General features: G+C 72.4%; 15 protein-coding genes. 6 read left to right on the top strand and 9 right to left on the bottom strand.

The genetic code is table 11. The annotated features are described in order from the left end of the window. Nucleotides 1–96 precede the first annotated feature (96 nt). Together OG207_RS29595 and OG207_RS29590 are read left to right on the top strand one after the other, a co-directional pair. Nucleotides 97–921 carry a hypothetical protein gene (locus OG207_RS29595; RefSeq protein ID WP_329102488.1) on the top strand — a complete coding sequence of 275 codons (825 nt, stop codon included), beginning with the start codon at nucleotides 97–99 and terminating at the stop codon, nucleotides 919–921. Between the two features lie 100 nt (nucleotides 922–1021). Beyond that, nucleotides 1022–2032: an LLM class F420-dependent oxidoreductase gene (locus tag OG207_RS29590; RefSeq protein WP_329102486.1), complete on the top strand. Its 1011-nt coding sequence runs from the start codon at nucleotides 1022–1024 to the stop codon at nucleotides 2030–2032. 9 nt (nucleotides 2033–2041) lie between these two features. On the opposite strand, the gene OG207_RS29585 is transcribed toward OG207_RS29590, so the two are convergent. Together OG207_RS29585 and OG207_RS29580 are read right to left on the bottom strand one after the other, a co-directional pair. After that, entirely contained in the window at nucleotides 2042–2428 is a 387-nt protein-coding gene (locus tag OG207_RS29585; protein WP_329102484.1) for a hypothetical protein, read from the bottom strand. Nucleotides 2429–3092: 664 nt separating this feature from the next. Further along, nucleotides 3093–3662, bottom strand: coding sequence for a hypothetical protein (locus OG207_RS29580; RefSeq protein ID WP_329107972.1), 570 nt, complete (start codon nucleotides 3660–3662; stop codon nucleotides 3093–3095). 178 nt (nucleotides 3663–3840) lie between these two features. Here OG207_RS29580 and OG207_RS29575 point away from each other — a divergent pair, with 178 nt between their 5' ends. Then, nucleotides 3841–4143, top strand: a complete 303-nt coding sequence (locus tag OG207_RS29575; RefSeq protein WP_329102482.1) for a hypothetical protein — start codon at nucleotides 3841–3843, stop codon at nucleotides 4141–4143. A gap of 13 nt (nucleotides 4144–4156) precedes the next feature. Here OG207_RS29575 and OG207_RS29570 read toward each other — a convergent pair whose 3' ends face one another. The 3 genes from OG207_RS29570 to OG207_RS29560 form a co-directional block, all read right to left on the bottom strand. Beyond that, complete coding sequence (locus tag OG207_RS29570; protein ID WP_329102480.1) at nucleotides 4157–5239, bottom strand: prenyltransferase; 1083 nt, start codon at nucleotides 5237–5239, stop codon at nucleotides 4157–4159. Beyond that, complete coding sequence (locus tag OG207_RS29565; RefSeq protein ID WP_329102479.1) at nucleotides 5236–5970, bottom strand: class I SAM-dependent methyltransferase; 735 nt, start codon at nucleotides 5968–5970, stop codon at nucleotides 5236–5238. Before OG207_RS29565 ends, OG207_RS29570 begins: the two co-directional genes overlap by 4 nt. Nucleotides 5971–6044: 74 nt before the next feature. Next, nucleotides 6045–7364 carry a glycosyltransferase family 4 protein gene (locus OG207_RS29560; RefSeq protein ID WP_329102478.1) on the bottom strand — a complete coding sequence of 440 codons (1320 nt, stop codon included), beginning with the start codon at nucleotides 7362–7364 and terminating at the stop codon, nucleotides 6045–6047. Nucleotides 7365–7592: 228 nt separating this feature from the next. Here OG207_RS29560 and OG207_RS29555 point away from each other — a divergent pair, with 228 nt between their 5' ends. Continuing rightward, on the top strand, nucleotides 7593–8216 hold the full coding sequence (locus OG207_RS29555; RefSeq protein WP_329102477.1) for a TetR family transcriptional regulator: 624 nt from the start codon (nucleotides 7593–7595) through the stop codon (nucleotides 8214–8216). A gap of 39 nt (nucleotides 8217–8255) precedes the next feature. On the opposite strand, the gene OG207_RS29550 is transcribed toward OG207_RS29555, so the two are convergent. Then, complete coding sequence (locus OG207_RS29550; protein WP_329102475.1) at nucleotides 8256–9101, bottom strand: alpha/beta fold hydrolase; 846 nt, start codon at nucleotides 9099–9101, stop codon at nucleotides 8256–8258. A 96-nt stretch (nucleotides 9102–9197) separates the two neighbouring features. Between OG207_RS29550 and OG207_RS29545 the strand changes: the two genes are divergently transcribed. Beyond that, on the top strand, nucleotides 9198–9653 hold the full coding sequence (locus OG207_RS29545; RefSeq protein ID WP_329102474.1) for a winged helix-turn-helix transcriptional regulator: 456 nt from the start codon (nucleotides 9198–9200) through the stop codon (nucleotides 9651–9653). A gap of 163 nt (nucleotides 9654–9816) precedes the next feature. On the opposite strand, the gene OG207_RS29540 is transcribed toward OG207_RS29545, so the two are convergent. Then, nucleotides 9817–10230, bottom strand: a complete 414-nt coding sequence (locus OG207_RS29540) for a MarR family winged helix-turn-helix transcriptional regulator (RefSeq protein WP_329102472.1) — start codon at nucleotides 10228–10230, stop codon at nucleotides 9817–9819. A 120-nt stretch (nucleotides 10231–10350) separates the two neighbouring features. Between OG207_RS29540 and OG207_RS29535 the strand changes: the two genes are divergently transcribed. Then, nucleotides 10351–11811, top strand: coding sequence for an MFS transporter (locus OG207_RS29535; protein ID WP_329102469.1), 1461 nt, complete (start codon nucleotides 10351–10353; stop codon nucleotides 11809–11811). A gap of 161 nt (nucleotides 11812–11972) precedes the next feature. Here OG207_RS29535 and OG207_RS29530 read toward each other — a convergent pair whose 3' ends face one another. After that, entirely contained in the window at nucleotides 11973–12206 is a 234-nt protein-coding gene (locus OG207_RS29530) for a ferredoxin (RefSeq protein ID WP_328790616.1), read from the bottom strand. Beyond that, nucleotides 12206–13684 (bottom strand): aldehyde dehydrogenase, encoded by a 1479-nt coding sequence (locus OG207_RS29525; protein WP_329102467.1) that lies wholly within the window; start codon nucleotides 13682–13684, stop codon nucleotides 12206–12208. Before OG207_RS29525 ends, OG207_RS29530 begins: the two co-directional genes overlap by 1 nt. Nucleotides 13685–13780: the final 96 nt, after the last annotated feature.

The raw sequence follows: 13780 nt of genomic DNA, 5'->3' as shown, positions 1-13780 counted from the left end.
ACCTCCGTACCATGGTGCCGCCCGCCCTGCTGCAGGCACGTTCTGCGACCGCGGCACCACGAGACGACGACCGAGACCGAGAAGGACACCTAAGACGTGAACATCCGCTCCCTCACTCGAGGCGACGGCGTGGTGATCGGAGCAGCGGCGCTGCTGTTCATCGCCTCGTTCCTCGATTTCTACTCCGCGACCGGTATCGACCGGCCGAGCGTGTGGGACCTCGACTCCAACTACCTGGCGCTCCCCAGCATCTTCCTGCTCGCCTTCATCGCCGCCGGCCTGCTGATCGCGTCCCGCTTCCAGCCGGAGCGCAAGCTGGCCGGCCTGCCGCTGACGGCGTGGGGCACCGTGCTCGCCGTCTCCGCCGCCTGGTCGTCGCTGTGGGCGCTCATCGCCTGCCCGGACGTGCTCGACCTGGGCGCGGGCTCCATCCTCGCCTTCCTGGGCACGCTGGCCCTGGCCGGCGTGGCCGTCGCCGGCGCGAAGATCCCGGCGCTCGCCGGCCAGCTCGTTCCGGAGCCGCGTCCCGCCGCCGTCCCGCCGTACGGCGGCCAGCCGGGCCAGCCCCAGCCGGGTGCCGGGTACGGCTACCCCGGCGCGCAGCAGACCCCGTACGGTTCCACGCCGCAGCCGGTCCCGCCGTACGGCGGCACGCCGAACCCGACCCCGGGTCCCGGTCCGCAGGACTCCCAGCACACCCCGGCCCCGGCCCCGGCGGCGGACTTCACGCCGTTCTGGTTCGCGGTGCCGGTGGCCCGCCCGCTGTACGCGGAGGACGGCTCCCCGACCCCGATCGCGGAACTCGCCCCGGGCACCTGGTACCTGGCCGTCGAGCAGCGTGGCGCGGCCACCCTGATCGCCCAGACCCAGGACGGCCGCCGCGGCGTGCTGAACGACACCTCGGGCATCCAGCGCGGCTGACCGCCGCCCGGACCCGCACCGACGGCCCCCCGCCCTTCCGGGCGGGGGGCCGTTGCCCTACAGTCACCTGACGCCTTGTCAGATTCTGGAGGGACCGTACATGCGCCTCGGACTCGCACTCGGCTACTGGGGCCGCGGCCCCTCCCCCGCCCACCTCGACCTCGCCACCGAGGCCGAGAACCTCGGCTACCACTCGGTGTGGACCGCCGAAGCCTGGGGCTCCGACGCCTTCACCCCGCTGACCTGGATCGCCGCGCACACCTCGCGGATCCGCCTCGGCACGGCCATCGCGCAGATGGCCGCCCGCACCCCGACCGCCACGGCCATGCACGCCCTGACCCTGGACCACCTCTCCGGCGGCCGGATGATGCTCGGCCTCGGCCTGTCCGGACCGCAGGTCGTCGAGGGCTGGTACGGGCGCCCCTTCCCCTCCTCACCGCTCACCGCCACCCGCGAGTACGTGGACGTCATCCGCCAGGTACTGCGCCGCGAGGCCCCGGTGGAGCTCGACGGCCGCTTCCACGGCCACCCGTACCGGGGCGCCGACGCCACCGGAATCGGCAAACCCCTGAAGCCCATCACCCACCCGCTGCGGGCGGACCTGCCGGTGCTGCTCGGCGCGGAGGGCCCGAAGAACATCGCCCAGACCACCCGGATCGCAGACGGCTGGCTCCCCCTGTACTGGTCCCCGACCCGCACCGACGTCTACCGGGCCTCCCTCACCGACCTCCCCGAGGGCTTCATGATCGCGCCGATGGCCCGCGCCAAGGTCTGTGACGACGTCGCGGAGGGACTGCTCCCGGTCAAGGCGATGCTCGGCTTCTACATCGGCGGCATGGGCCACGCGGCCCGCAACTTCCACGCCGACCTGATGGCCCGCATGGGCTACGAGGAGGAGGCCCGCCGCATCCAGGAGCTGTTCCTCGCGGGCCGCAAGGAGGAGGCGGTCCTGGCCGTACCGGACGCCTTCGCCGACGAGATCTCGCTCATCGGCCCCCGGGAACGGATCGCGGAACGCCTGGACCTCTGGCGCAAGGGCCCGGTCACCGACCTCCTCCTGACGGCCCCGGACCCCCACACCCTGCGCGTCCTGGCGGAGCTCAACGGCTGAGCGCGGCCGTCAGGACTCGGCCTGCGGTACGGCCTCCAGCAGCTCCCGCACGTCGAACGGCATGACGGCGATCTCGATGCTCCCGCCGCCGTCATAGGAACAGGTGACGATCCGCGAGCCGGGATTGATGGAGATCCCCTCCTTCACGGACGGGACCCGGATCCCGGTGGCCCGCCCGCCGGGCAGCGCCACGGACTCCCCGCGCCGCGGAACCCACCGGGCCGCGCCCTGGTCCGCGTACACGCGGCCCACCCGCCAGCGGCCCTCACCGGCCGGTGTCCTGCCCATGCAGGGAATCCCGGCCGCGGGCCCGGCGGCCACCCGCGCACGGTGCTTGCGCCGCAGCAGCCACCCGGCCACCACGCCGCCGGCGACGACCCCCACGATCTCGATCACCCACCCATTCAACCAGTCCCCTGGCCAGGCCTGGCTGGTGCGGGCCGGTGGTTGCCGTTGCCCTGGCCGGGCGGTGCGGGTCCCCTCCGGGTGCGGCCCGGTGCCTGCCGTTGCCCTGGCCGGGCCGGGCCGGGCTGGTGCGGGCCGGTGGTTGCGCCTCAAACGCCGGCGGGGCTGGGTTTGGCCCCCTGGGCGGGGTCGGGACCGGGGGGTGGGAATGCGGGGCCGCCGGGGGGTGTCTCCTCGGCTCGCGCCTGACGGGCCATCTCGGCCGTACCCGGCGGTTGCGCGCTCGTCCTGCGGGGACACCCCCCACCGTCCCCACACCCCCACCCCGGCCGCCTCACACCGGGCCGTGGGGCGGGGACACTCCGGGGGCTCCCCGCAGGACGAGCGCGCAACCCAGGCCGAACGGCAGGACCACGGCCGCCTGGCGCGAGCCGAGGAGAGCCCCCGGAGGGGCACCGCCCCACCCGAAGCCAAACCCAGCCCCGCCGGCGATTGAGGCGCGGCCACCGGCCCGCACCCAGAACGGGACCGCACCGCCCGGCCAGGGCAACGGCCCGGCCAGGGCAACGGCCCGGCCAGGGCAACGGCCCGGCCAGGGCAACGGCCCGGCCAGGGCAACGGCCCGGCCAGGGCAACGGCCCGGCCAGGGCAAGGGCTAGCCGCCCAGCTGGGACACGCTCGGGACCTTGTCCGTCACCGTCGCACCCGCACTCTGGCCCGCTTCCTTCACACTGTTGATGACACTGTCGAAGGCGTCGATGTCACCGTCACCCGCCTGCCCCTTGCGCAGCTTGCTGCCGAGGCCCTTCAGGGACTCGATGCCCGCCGTGAGCGGGGCCACCGCCTTCGCCAGCAGCGGGTCGCCCTTGGCGTTGTCGGCCGCCGCCTTGAGCCGGTTGTACGCGAACGCGCCCGCGAGGCCCGCCTTGATCAGTGCGAAGGTCCGGCCCTTGGCGCCCTTCTTGAACTTGCCCGCGCGGTACGGCTTGACGATCCACTGGTACGTCGCACCGGCCGCGAGGCCCGCGTTGGCGACGAAGCGCGTCTTGGCGAACTTCTGCTTCTCCGCGGAGGTGCTGGGCGACGGCGTCGGGGCGGCCAGTTCGTCGGCCTCGACGGCGGCGGGCTCCGCCGCCGCGAGCGCGGCCAGCTCCCCCATCGACGCGGCGGAGAGCTCCTCGCGCGGGCCGTTGCCGCTACTGCCGCATGCGGTGGCACCGACCATCAGCGCGGTGGACAGCACCACGGCGGCGAGGGCGCGGCGGAATCGGACGGTCGTGGGTACGGGCACGGTTTCCTCCGGGAATGAGGCGTCTCCCGCAGCCTCGCCCCGGTCCCCCGGCTCCACCAGCCGGGAGGACCCGTTCGGGTTTACGACCCGTCAAGGCGGCAACACGCGCCGCATGAGCACTCACACACGAGTACGCACCCGGGGAAGCAGTCAGGCAGGCCGCGCCGTCGCACTGGTGGCGGACGTGCTCGCCTTCGTCATCGGACTCTGGATCCTGCTCTTCCTGCTGGAGGCCAACCAGGGCAACGCCCTGGTCGACCTCGTCCACGACGTCGCCTCCTGGCTCGCGGCCTGGTCCTACGACCTGTTCACCTTCGGCCGCGCATGGGTCCAGGTCGTGGTCGGCTACGGCATCGCCGCCGTGGCCTACCTCCTCATCGGCCACGCCGTGGCCGGCTGGCTCTACCGCCGCTGAGCCGACCGCCAGGTCACCCGCAGCAGTCCGGCTCCAGCCCGGACGGGAGCGAGGTCCCGCCGAACACCTCGGTGGTGGCCTCGTCCCCGCCGAGCGCCGCGACGGCGAGCAGCAGCGACCCGGCCGTCCAGGTGGTCTGCTCCACCGGCCAGACGGCCTCGTCCTGGAACACGTACCCCGTCCAGTACATGCCGTTGTCGGCGCGCAGGTGGGTGATCGAGCGCAGGATCTCCAGCGCCCGGTCCGACTCGCCCGTCGCCCACAGCGCGAGCGCCAGCTCGCAGGACTCGCCGCCCGTCACCCACGGGTTGGGCAGCACGCAGCGCACGCCCAGGTCCGGGACCACGAACTCGTCCCAGCGCCCGTCGATGCGCGCTTTGGCCTCCGAGCCGGTCAGGGCCCCGCCGAGGACCGGGTAGTACCAGTCCATCGAGTAGTGGTTCTTGTCGAGGAACCGCTCCGGGTGCCGCCGGATGGCGTGCCGCAGCGCGCCCGCCGCGAGCTCCCAGTCGGGCTGCGGTTCCTCGCGGTGCTCGGCGATGGCCAGCGCGCAGCGCAGCGCCTGGTGGATGGAGGAGGAGCCGGTGAGGAGGGCGTCGGTGACGGCCGTGCCGTCCGCCTCCCGCTTCCAGCCGATCTCGCCGCCGGGCTGCTGGAGCGTCAGGACGCACTCCACGGCCGCGTAGACGGCCGGCCACATGCGGTCGAGGAAGGTGTCGTCGCCGGTGGAGAGGTAGTGGTGCCACACGCCGACGGCTATGTACGCGGTGAAGTTGCTCTCGCGGCTCGCGTCCTGCGGCTCCGCGGTGTCCACGCCGTCCGGCCGGTCGGCGTAGGCCGCGTACCAGGAACCGTCCTGGTTCTGGTGCCGGGCCAGCCACGCGTAGGCGCGCTCCGCCGCCTCGTGCTCGCCGGCCGCGTCGAGCGCCATCGCGGCCTCGGTGTGGTCCCACGGGTCGAGGTGGTGCCCGCGGAACCACGGTATGGCGCCGTCGGCGCGCTGCGCGGCGAGGATCCCCGCCACCGTCAGGGCGGCTTCCTCGGCCGTCAGCACGCCGTCCAGGACCAGGTGTTCGGTGCGCCCCGGCGAGCTCACTGGGCCGCGCTGACGGGGAGGTGGGGCTTGGTCGCGTACGCCACGAAGCTCTTTCCTATGAGCGGGTTCAGGGCCTGCTCGGCGAGCCGCGTGGCCAGCGGCTTCTTCATGATGTCCCAGACCAGGAGCTTGTGGTACGCCTTGACGGGCAGTGCCTTGTCGTTGTCGACGCCGAAGGCGCACTTGAGCCACCAGTACGGGGAGTGCAGCCCGTGCGCGTGGTGGGTGCCGTACGGCTTGAGGCCCGCGGCCTTCATCTTGCCGAGCAGCTCGTCCGCCTTGTAAATGCGGATGTGGCCGCCTTCGACCTCGTGGTAGGCGTCGGAGAGCGCCCAGCAGATCTTCTCGGGGCCGTAGCGCGGCACGGTGATGGCGATGCGCCCGCCGGGCTTGAGCACGCGGACCATCTCGGCGAGCACGCCCTTGTCGTCGGGGATGTGCTCCATCACCTCGGAGATGATGACGACGTCGAAGGAGTCGTCGGGGAAGGGCAGGGCGAGCGCGTCGCCCTCCATGGCGGTGGCGGTGGCCCCGGCGGGGGCCTCACCGGCCTCCTTCATCGCTGCGAACCACTTGGCGACCTCGCGGATCTCCTCGCCGTTGCGGTCGACGGCGACCACCTGGGCGCCTCTCCGGTAGCACTCGAAGGCGTGCCGGCCTGCGCCGCAGCCCAGGTCGAGTACGCGGTCGCCTGCGGCGAGCGGGAACCGGGAGAAATCGACGGTCAGCACGGGGTCCTGCCTTCGCGGTCGCGGGGGTTGTTCGGGGATGGGGAGGAAGCGGAGGAAGCAGAGGGGGCAGGAGGTCAGCGCGCCCGGCGGGTAGGGGCGGCGGCGGCCTGCTCGATGGCGGCGCGGTAGTGCGCGACGGTACCGCGGGCGGCCGCGGCCCAGGTGAACCGGGTCAGGACCCGTTCGCGCCCGGCGGCGCCGAGGCGGGCCCGCAGCTCCGGATCGCCCAGCACCCGGCCCAGTGCGCCGGCCAGCGCGCCCGCGTCGCCCGGGGGCACCGCGAGGCAGGTCTCGCCGTCGGGTCCGGCGACCTCGGGGATCGCGCCGCCGGTGGTGGCGACGAGCGGGGTGCCGGTGGCCATGGCTTCGGCGGCCGGGAGCGAGAAGCCTTCGTAGAGGGAGGGCACGCAGGCGATCTGGGCGCTGCGGTAGAGGTCGACGAGCTCGGCGTCGGTGATGCCCTTGACGAAGCGGACCGCGTCCTGGAGGCCGTACGTCTCGATGGCGCGGGCGACGGGGCCCTGCTCGGCGCGCTTGCCGACGACGACGAGGTGCGCCTGCGGCTGCTCGGTGCGCAGCTTGGCGAGCGCCTCGACGAGGTACACGAGCCCCTTGAGCGGCACGTCGGCGCTGGAGGTGGTGACGATGCGGCCGGGCACCTCGGCGACGGACGGGTCCGGCGACCACAGGTCGGTGTCGGCGCCGATGTGCACGACGTGGATGCGCTCGTCCCGGACGCCCAGGTGCTGGGCGATCTCCTGCTTGGAGGACCCGGAGACGGTGAGCACGGACGGCAGTCGGCGGGCGACGCGGCCCTGCATGCGGGTGAAGCCGTACCAGCGGCGCACGGAGGCCCGCTTCAGCCGGCCCTGCGCGGCGTCGAGGTCGAGCTGGCGGTCGACGGTGATGGGGTGGTGGATCGTGGTGACCAGCGGGGCGCCGAGGTCGGCGAGGAGGCCGTACCCGAGCGTCTGGTTGTCGTGGATGACGTCGAAGTCACCTGCGCGCGCGGCCAGGTGGCGGCGGGCGCGCAGCGAGAAGGTCAGGGGCTCGGGGAAGCCGCCGGTCCACATGGTGGCGACCTCGACGGCGTCGATCCAGTCCCGGTACTCGTCGCGCGCCGGCGTGCGGAAGGGATCCGGGCTGCGGTACAGGTCCAGGCTCGGGAGCTCGGTGAGCGTGGCGCCGGTGTCGAGCACGGGGTAGGGCTGCGCGCCGATGACCTCGACGGCGTGCCCCAGTTGGACGAGTTCGCGCGCGAGGTGGCGGACGTAGACGCCCTGGCCGCCGCAGAACGGGTTCCCCTTATAGGTGAGGAGTGCGATGCGCAGCGGGCGGTCGCCGTCGGCGGCGGAACCCGCGAAAGGGCTCGTCACCATGGCCTCAGCGGTCACTCTCGGCCCCCTTCTCCCTGCAACTTTCGCCGGAGCGTAACCGCTCGGATAATGTAGAACAAGTTTCAGACTTGATCCGTCGAAGACCATTGAATCTACCGGCCGGAAACTACACCGTAAGAGGCGGAGCAGGTGATTCGCGCCACGGCTCCGGCGCCTGCCATGCTGGCCGCGGACCAGCCCGGATTCAGCCCGCGCAACGACACGGAACGACACGGAACGGGAGCCATGACAGCGGAAGTGAAGGCCGTCACCACATCGGCGTCGCCTCCCCTGACGGAGCGCCAGGAGGCCCGCCGCCGCCGGATTCTGCACGCCAGCGCCCAGCTGGCCAGCAGGGGCGGATTCGACGCCGTCCAGATGCGCGAGGTCGCGGAGGCGGCGGGCGTCGCCCTGGGCACGCTCTACCGCTACTTCCCCTCCAAGGTGCACCTGTTGGTCGCCACCATGCAGGACCAGCTCCAGCACATGCACACCACGCTGCGCAAGCGCCCGCCGGCCGGGGACGATCCCGCGACGCGGGTCGCGGAGACCCTGATGCGGGCCTTCCGCGCCCTCCAGCGGGAGCCGCAGCTGGCCGACGCGATGGTGCGGGCACTGACGTTCGCGGACCGGAGCGTGAGCCCCGAGGTGGACACGGTGTCCCGACTGACCACGGCGATCATCCTGGACGCGATGGGCCTGGAGAAGCCGCCGACGGCGGAGCAGCTGTCGGCGGTCCGGGTCATCGAGCACACCTGGCACTCGGCGCTGATCACGTGGCTTTCCGGCCGCGCGTCGATCGCCCAGGTCAAGATCGACATCGAAACGGTGTGCCGCCTGATCGACCTGACGTCTCCGGAAAAGGCCTGAAGCCGCCGCTCCGGAGCCGGGTCGCGGCGGACCCCCGACTCACTCCGCCAGGAAGCGGAGGACCTCGCCCCCGAACTCCTCGGGGTGCTGGAACAGGAAGCCGTGTCCGGCGTCCCCGTAGATGACGACCTTCGAGTCCGCCAGCCGCTGGGACATGGCGTACGTGGCGTACGCGTGGACCATGACGTCGTGGGCCCCGGCCGCCGCTAGCACCGGGTGTGCGATCTCCCCGAGCCGCTCCCAAGCGGCGCCCTCCCCCCGTCCCCACCGGCCGAGCGCGGCGGCCTGCGCGCCGACGCCCTCGGGGCGCACGGTGGCTGCGGATGCGCCGAGCCGGGTGTCGAGGCGGCGCAGCGAGGCCAGACCGGCGGCGCGCGCGGCCGGGGTGTCGGGGAAGAAGAGGTAGAGGAAGTCCTCGTCGTCGTTGACGGGCTTCCCCGCGACCTCCCACACCCGGTCCGGCGCCGCCGGGGTGTCGGGAACGCCACCAGGGCCGCTCGCGGCCACGACGAGCCGCCGGACGAGCTCCGGGCGCCGCAGTGCGACGGCCTGCACGACCGCGCCCCCCATCGACCAGCCCAGCAGGTCCACCCGCGGCAGACCCAGCGCCTCGATGAACTCGACGGCCCCCTCGGCCATCGCGGCGATGGTGTCCGGGGTCCGGCCCGAGGAGAGGCCGCAGCCGGCGTTGTCGAAGACGATGACGTCCCGCGCGGCCGCCAGGACCTCCAGGAAGGCGGGGTCCCAGTGGTCGACGGTCCCGCGGAACCGCAGGGCCAGCACCAGCGGCACCCCGCGGCCGGTGCCGAACCGGCGGTAGGCGAAGCGGGTGGTCGGGCCCTGGACGTACGAGGTCTGCGCCGAGTCGGACAGGTACGCGGACATGCTGCTCCCCTTGCAGTGAGTCTGATGAAGCAACTAACTCGATCGACCCTAGCCCAGGAGAGTCGCTTCACGCGACCCACTAGGTATGCTCGACCCATGCTCGCCCGCGATTACGAGACCCAGGTGTGTTCCATCGCCCGCGCCCTCGAGGTGATCGGCGAACGCTGGTCGCTGCTGATCGTGCGCAGCGTCATGCAGGGCCACCGGCGCTTCGACGCGCTCCAGGGCGAACTCGGCATCACCCGCAGCGTCCTGACCGACCGGCTGCGCCGACTGGAGGCCGAGGGCGTGCTGGAGCGACGTCCGTACCAGACCCGGCCGGAACGCTTCGACTACGTCCTGACGGCGAAGGGCCTGGCCCTGTGGCCCGCCCTGAACCACCTGATGCAGTGGGGCGACCGCTACTACCCGGAGGTGGACGGGCCTCCGGTGGTCATCGAACACACGGGCTGCGGCGGCGGTCCCGACACCCACCAGCTCTGCGACCGGTGCGGCGCGCGCCTCGGCCCCACGAACATCACGAGCCGACCGGGCCGCACGACCCGCCCCTGAGCGGGCCGCGCGGGCGGTAGGGCCCCGGGGGAAAACCAACGAGGCCGGCGCACGGCCCGACGCACGAGCGCCGGCCAGCAGTCGGCGACCCACGCTCAGCGGACAACGACTAGAGCTCAACGACCATCGGCCAGCACCAACAGCCAGCCGCCAGTGCCAACAGTCAGCGGTCGGCGGTCAGCCCCATGACGTCCCGCACCTCTGCGCTGGTTTCGGCCACCTCGCTCAGCACCGCCTCCATGGTGACGACGGACTGCGAGAAGAGCTCCCGGCCGGACGCCGTGAGCCGGACGTCGAACCCCCGCCGGTCGCTGGAGCACGGCTTTCGCTCGACATAGCCCGCACCGACCATCTGGGCCACCAGGCGCGAGACCTGGGGCTGGCTGCGGGACGCGCGGGAACTGAGCTCCCCCGCCCGGATCCAGTCGTCGGCGCGCGCCATCACGTCCATGATCTCGAAGGCGCTGGCGCACAGGCCGTGGCGCTCGGCCAGCACGCGCTCGGCGGCCTGGTTGATCTGCGCACAGGCGCGGGTCACGGCCACCCAGCGGTCGGTGAGAGCTGCTGTTTCTGTCACGTTCCTCATCGTAGGTTCGCCACCTCGCCTTGTCGATGCATACGCATACATGTACTGTCCGAGCTCAATTGATGCATGCGCATAAATCATTTAGCGCAGACGACGGACGAAGGAGACGTGGTGACCGAGCAGACGCTGGCGCCCCGAACGGCCGAGCATGACGCGGCGGGAACACCCGCACGGGCCCCCGGCAAGGCCGCCTGGACCACTCTGGTGGTGGTCGGCGTCGCCCAGTTGATGGTCATGCTGGACTCGACGGTCGTGAACGTGGCCCTGCCCTCGATCGGGGCACAGCTGCCCGCGGATCAGACGGCCCTGCAGTGGACGATCAGCGGGTACGTCCTGGTGCTCGGCAGCCTGCTGCTCTTCGGTGGGCGCGTCTCCGACGTCCTCGGACGCCGCCGCACCTTCCTCACCGGCCTCACCGTCTTCGCCGTGGCCTCCGTGCTCTGCGGCATCGCGGGCAACCAGGAACTGCTCGTCGTGGGCCGCGCCGTCCAGGGCGCCGGAGCCGCACTGCTTTCCGCCGCCGCCCTGTCGATCATCTTGGCGGTCTACCAGGACGAGGAGCAGCGCAAGATCGCACTGACCGCCTGGAGCGGCCTCGGCGTGATCGGCGCGACCATCGGCGTGGTGCTCGGCGGGCTCATCGTCACGGCGATCAGCTGGCGCTGGGCCTTCCTGATCAACATCCCGGTCAGCATCGCGGCCGGCATCGGCGCCCTGCGCAGCATGCCCGCCCTCGACACGAGCAGCGGCCGCAAGCTGCGGCTGCCGTCGGCGATCGTGTCCACCGCCGGACTGGCCGCCCTGTCCTTCGGACTGATCCGACTGCACGAGGGGTTCGGCGACCGGAACGCCTGGATCAGCATCGGCGCCGCCGCGGTCCTGCTCGCCGCGGTCACGTTCATGGAGATCGGCCGGGTCGACCCGCTGCTCCCGCTGCACCTGCTGCGCAAGCCCACCTACTGGCTGTCCAGCGTCGGCCTGCTCCTCGTGGCCGCCGTGATGATCAGCAGCTCCTTCCTGGCCAGCATGTACTTCCAGCGGGTCCACGAGATGAGCGCCTTCGTCACCGGCCTCTCACTGCTCCCCATGGGCCTGGCCGCCCTCGTGGTCGCGCTGGTCGCGCCGTCACTGGTCAACGCCCTGGGCCCGGGCGGAACGTACGCGGCCGGGGCGGCCCTGCACGTGGTCGGCACGGGCATCCTTGCGGCCGGCACCAGCAGCGTCGCGCTCACCGCGTTCGCGCTGGCCGTGATCGGCGCCGGTCTGCCCGCCTGCTACGTCCCGCTCTTCGCCATCGGCACCTCGCACGTCGAGGTGGCGGAGTCCGGTGTCGGCTCCGGCCTGCTCAACACCTTCAACGAGACCGGCGCCGCCCTCGGCATCGCCGTCATCGGCACCGTCCTCGCCACCTCGGTCGACGGCCGTCTCGACGACGGCGGTTCGGTCGCGGACGCGACCACCGCGGGTGTCGGCAACGGCTTCCTGGCCCTGACCGTGTGCTCCGGCACCGCCGTCGTGATCGCGCTCGTGCTGCGGTCGCTGACCCGCGCTCCCGAAGGCGCCGACGCCTGAGGGCGACCGCAGGGCCGGTCGTACCCGGCTGCACGCACCGGCCCCTGCGACGAAACGGGACTCCGGTAGCCGGGCGACTGGCTACCGGGTCGCCAGCCGCCTGCTCACCGGCTCACCGCCACCGGCTCACCGGCTGCCGGGGTCCCGCTCCCCGTCCGCGGTCATTCCTCCGGCGGGAAGACCGGTTCGCCCGTCGTCGCCAGGGTGATCATGATGGCCTCCACCGGGCAGCCCTCCGCAGCCGTGAGGATCGGCTCGTTCGCGTCCGACTCGGCGGTGCGCGGGTGGGACTGGCGCGCCGTGTCCAGGACGAAGCCGTCCGGGGCGTGGTTCACGCACATGCCCGAGCCGATGCAGACCCCCCGGTCCACCTCGACCTGCCAGCGGTCCCCCATCAGGCACCCGCCTCGGCGGCGCCCGCTGCATACGTCGCCGGAAGGTGGATCATCTTGTGTTCCAGGTACTCGCTCAGGCCCTCGGGGCCGAACTCCCGCCCCAGGCCGCTGTTCTTGTAGCCGCCGAACGGCCCCAGCATGTCCAGGCTGAAGGTGTTCACATTGAAGGTGCCGGTGCGGATCCGGCGGGCGAAGTCGATGCCGCGCTCGATGTCGGCGGTCCAGACGCTGCCGCTGAGGCCGAACTCCGAGTCGTTGGCCACCCGTACCGCCTCGGCCTCGTCCCCGTAGGGGATCAGGCAGACGACCGGGCCGAAGATCTCCTCGCGCGCGATCCGCATGGAGTTGTCGACGTCACCGAAGAGGGTGGGCTCCACGTACCAGCCCTGCTCCAGGCCCGCCGGACGGCCGCCGCCCGCCAGGACCTTCGCGCCCTCCTCCTGCCCGATGCGGATGTAGTCCAGCGAGCGCTGCTGCTGCCGCTTCGCCACGAGCGGGCCGAGTTGGGTCGCCGGGTCGAGCGGGTCGCCGACGACCAGCGCGCCGGCCGCCGCCGCGAGGGCCTCGGCCACCTCCTCGTACTGGCTGCGGGGAGCGAGGATGCGGGTCTGGGCGACGCAGGCCTGACCGTTGTTCATCCAGGCCGCGGGCACGATCCCGGCGACCGCGGTCTCCACGTCGGCGTCCGGGAGGACCACGGCGGCCGACTTGCCCCCGAGTTCGAGGGTGACGCGGGTGAGGTTGCGCGCGGCGACCTCCATCACGCGCTTGCCGGCCGCGACCGAACCGGTGAAGGAGACCTTGTCGATGCCGGGGTGCCCGACCAGGTACTCGCTGACCTCGCGGTCGGCGGGCAGGATCGACAGCACGCCCTCGGGGAGCCCGGCCTCGCGCGCGATGTCGGCGAGGATGTAGGAGTCGAGCGGCGCCTCGGGCGACGGCTTGAGGATCACCGTCGAGCCGGTCAGGAGGGCAGGCGCCAGCTTGGCCGCCGCCACGAACTGCGGGACGTTCCACGGAATGACCGCGGCGACCACGCCCACCGGCTCCCGGCGCACCAGGATCGGGCCGAGCACGCCCTGGCGGTGCTCCTCGTACGGGTAGGCGCGGGCGACCGTGATCGCGGCGTCGTAGACCATCATCGGGCCGAGCGCCTGGGCGAGGACGCTCCAGGAGTAAGGGGAGCCGTTCTGGGAGCTGATCGAGCGGGCTATCTCCTCGTGCCGGACGGCGATGGCGTCCTTGATCCGGGAGACGACGGCGATCCGCTCGTCCAGGCTCATCCGCGGCCAGGGCCCCTCGTCGAACGCCGTGCGCGCGACGGCGACGGCGCGGTCGACGTCAGCCTTCGAGGCGTGCGGGACGGAGCCGATGACCTGCTCGGTGTGGGGGGAGACGATCCGGATCGTGTCGGTGCCCAGCGGATCCGTCCACTCCCCGCCGATGAACAGCTTTCCGTGTTCCACGAGCTCGGTCATGGCTGAGGCCTCCTGCGGCTTGGCGTTCCAGAACTGATACCAGTTCTAGTTAGAGGAGTCCACGGCCAGGACTGAACCTCCGTCAGTGCGGCGGAG

It is taken from the genome of Streptomyces sp. NBC_01439 (assembly GCF_036227605.1).
Taxonomy (GTDB): Bacteria; Actinomycetota; Actinomycetes; order Streptomycetales; family Streptomycetaceae; genus Streptomyces.
Note: the sequence above shows the minus strand (reverse complement) of the source record. Positions and strands in the feature narration are given on the sequence as shown.

Excerpts from the sequence above, each read along its gene's own strand:
- OG207_RS29545 (WP_329102474.1), top strand. The coding sequence starts at position 9,198 with ATGCTCGCCCGCGATTACGAGACCCAGGTGTGTTCCATCGCCCGCGCC.
- OG207_RS29575 (WP_329102482.1), top strand. The coding sequence starts at position 3,841 with ATGAGCACTCACACACGAGTACGCACCCGGGGAAGCAGTCAGGCAGGC.
- OG207_RS29550 (WP_329102475.1), bottom strand. The coding sequence starts at position 9,101 with ATGTCCGCGTACCTGTCCGACTCGGCGCAGACCTCGTACGTCCAGGGC.
- OG207_RS29525 (WP_329102467.1), bottom strand. The coding sequence starts at position 13,684 with ATGACCGAGCTCGTGGAACACGGAAAGCTGTTCATCGGCGGGGAGTGG.
- OG207_RS29555 (WP_329102477.1), top strand. The coding sequence starts at position 7,593 with ATGACAGCGGAAGTGAAGGCCGTCACCACATCGGCGTCGCCTCCCCTG.
- OG207_RS29530 (WP_328790616.1), bottom strand. The coding sequence starts at position 12,206 with ATGGGGGACCGCTGGCAGGTCGAGGTGGACCGGGGGGTCTGCATCGGC.
- OG207_RS29590 (WP_329102486.1), top strand. The coding sequence starts at position 1,022 with ATGCGCCTCGGACTCGCACTCGGCTACTGGGGCCGCGGCCCCTCCCCC.
- OG207_RS29580 (WP_329107972.1), bottom strand. The coding sequence starts at position 3,662 with ATGGTCGGTGCCACCGCATGCGGCAGTAGCGGCAACGGCCCGCGCGAG.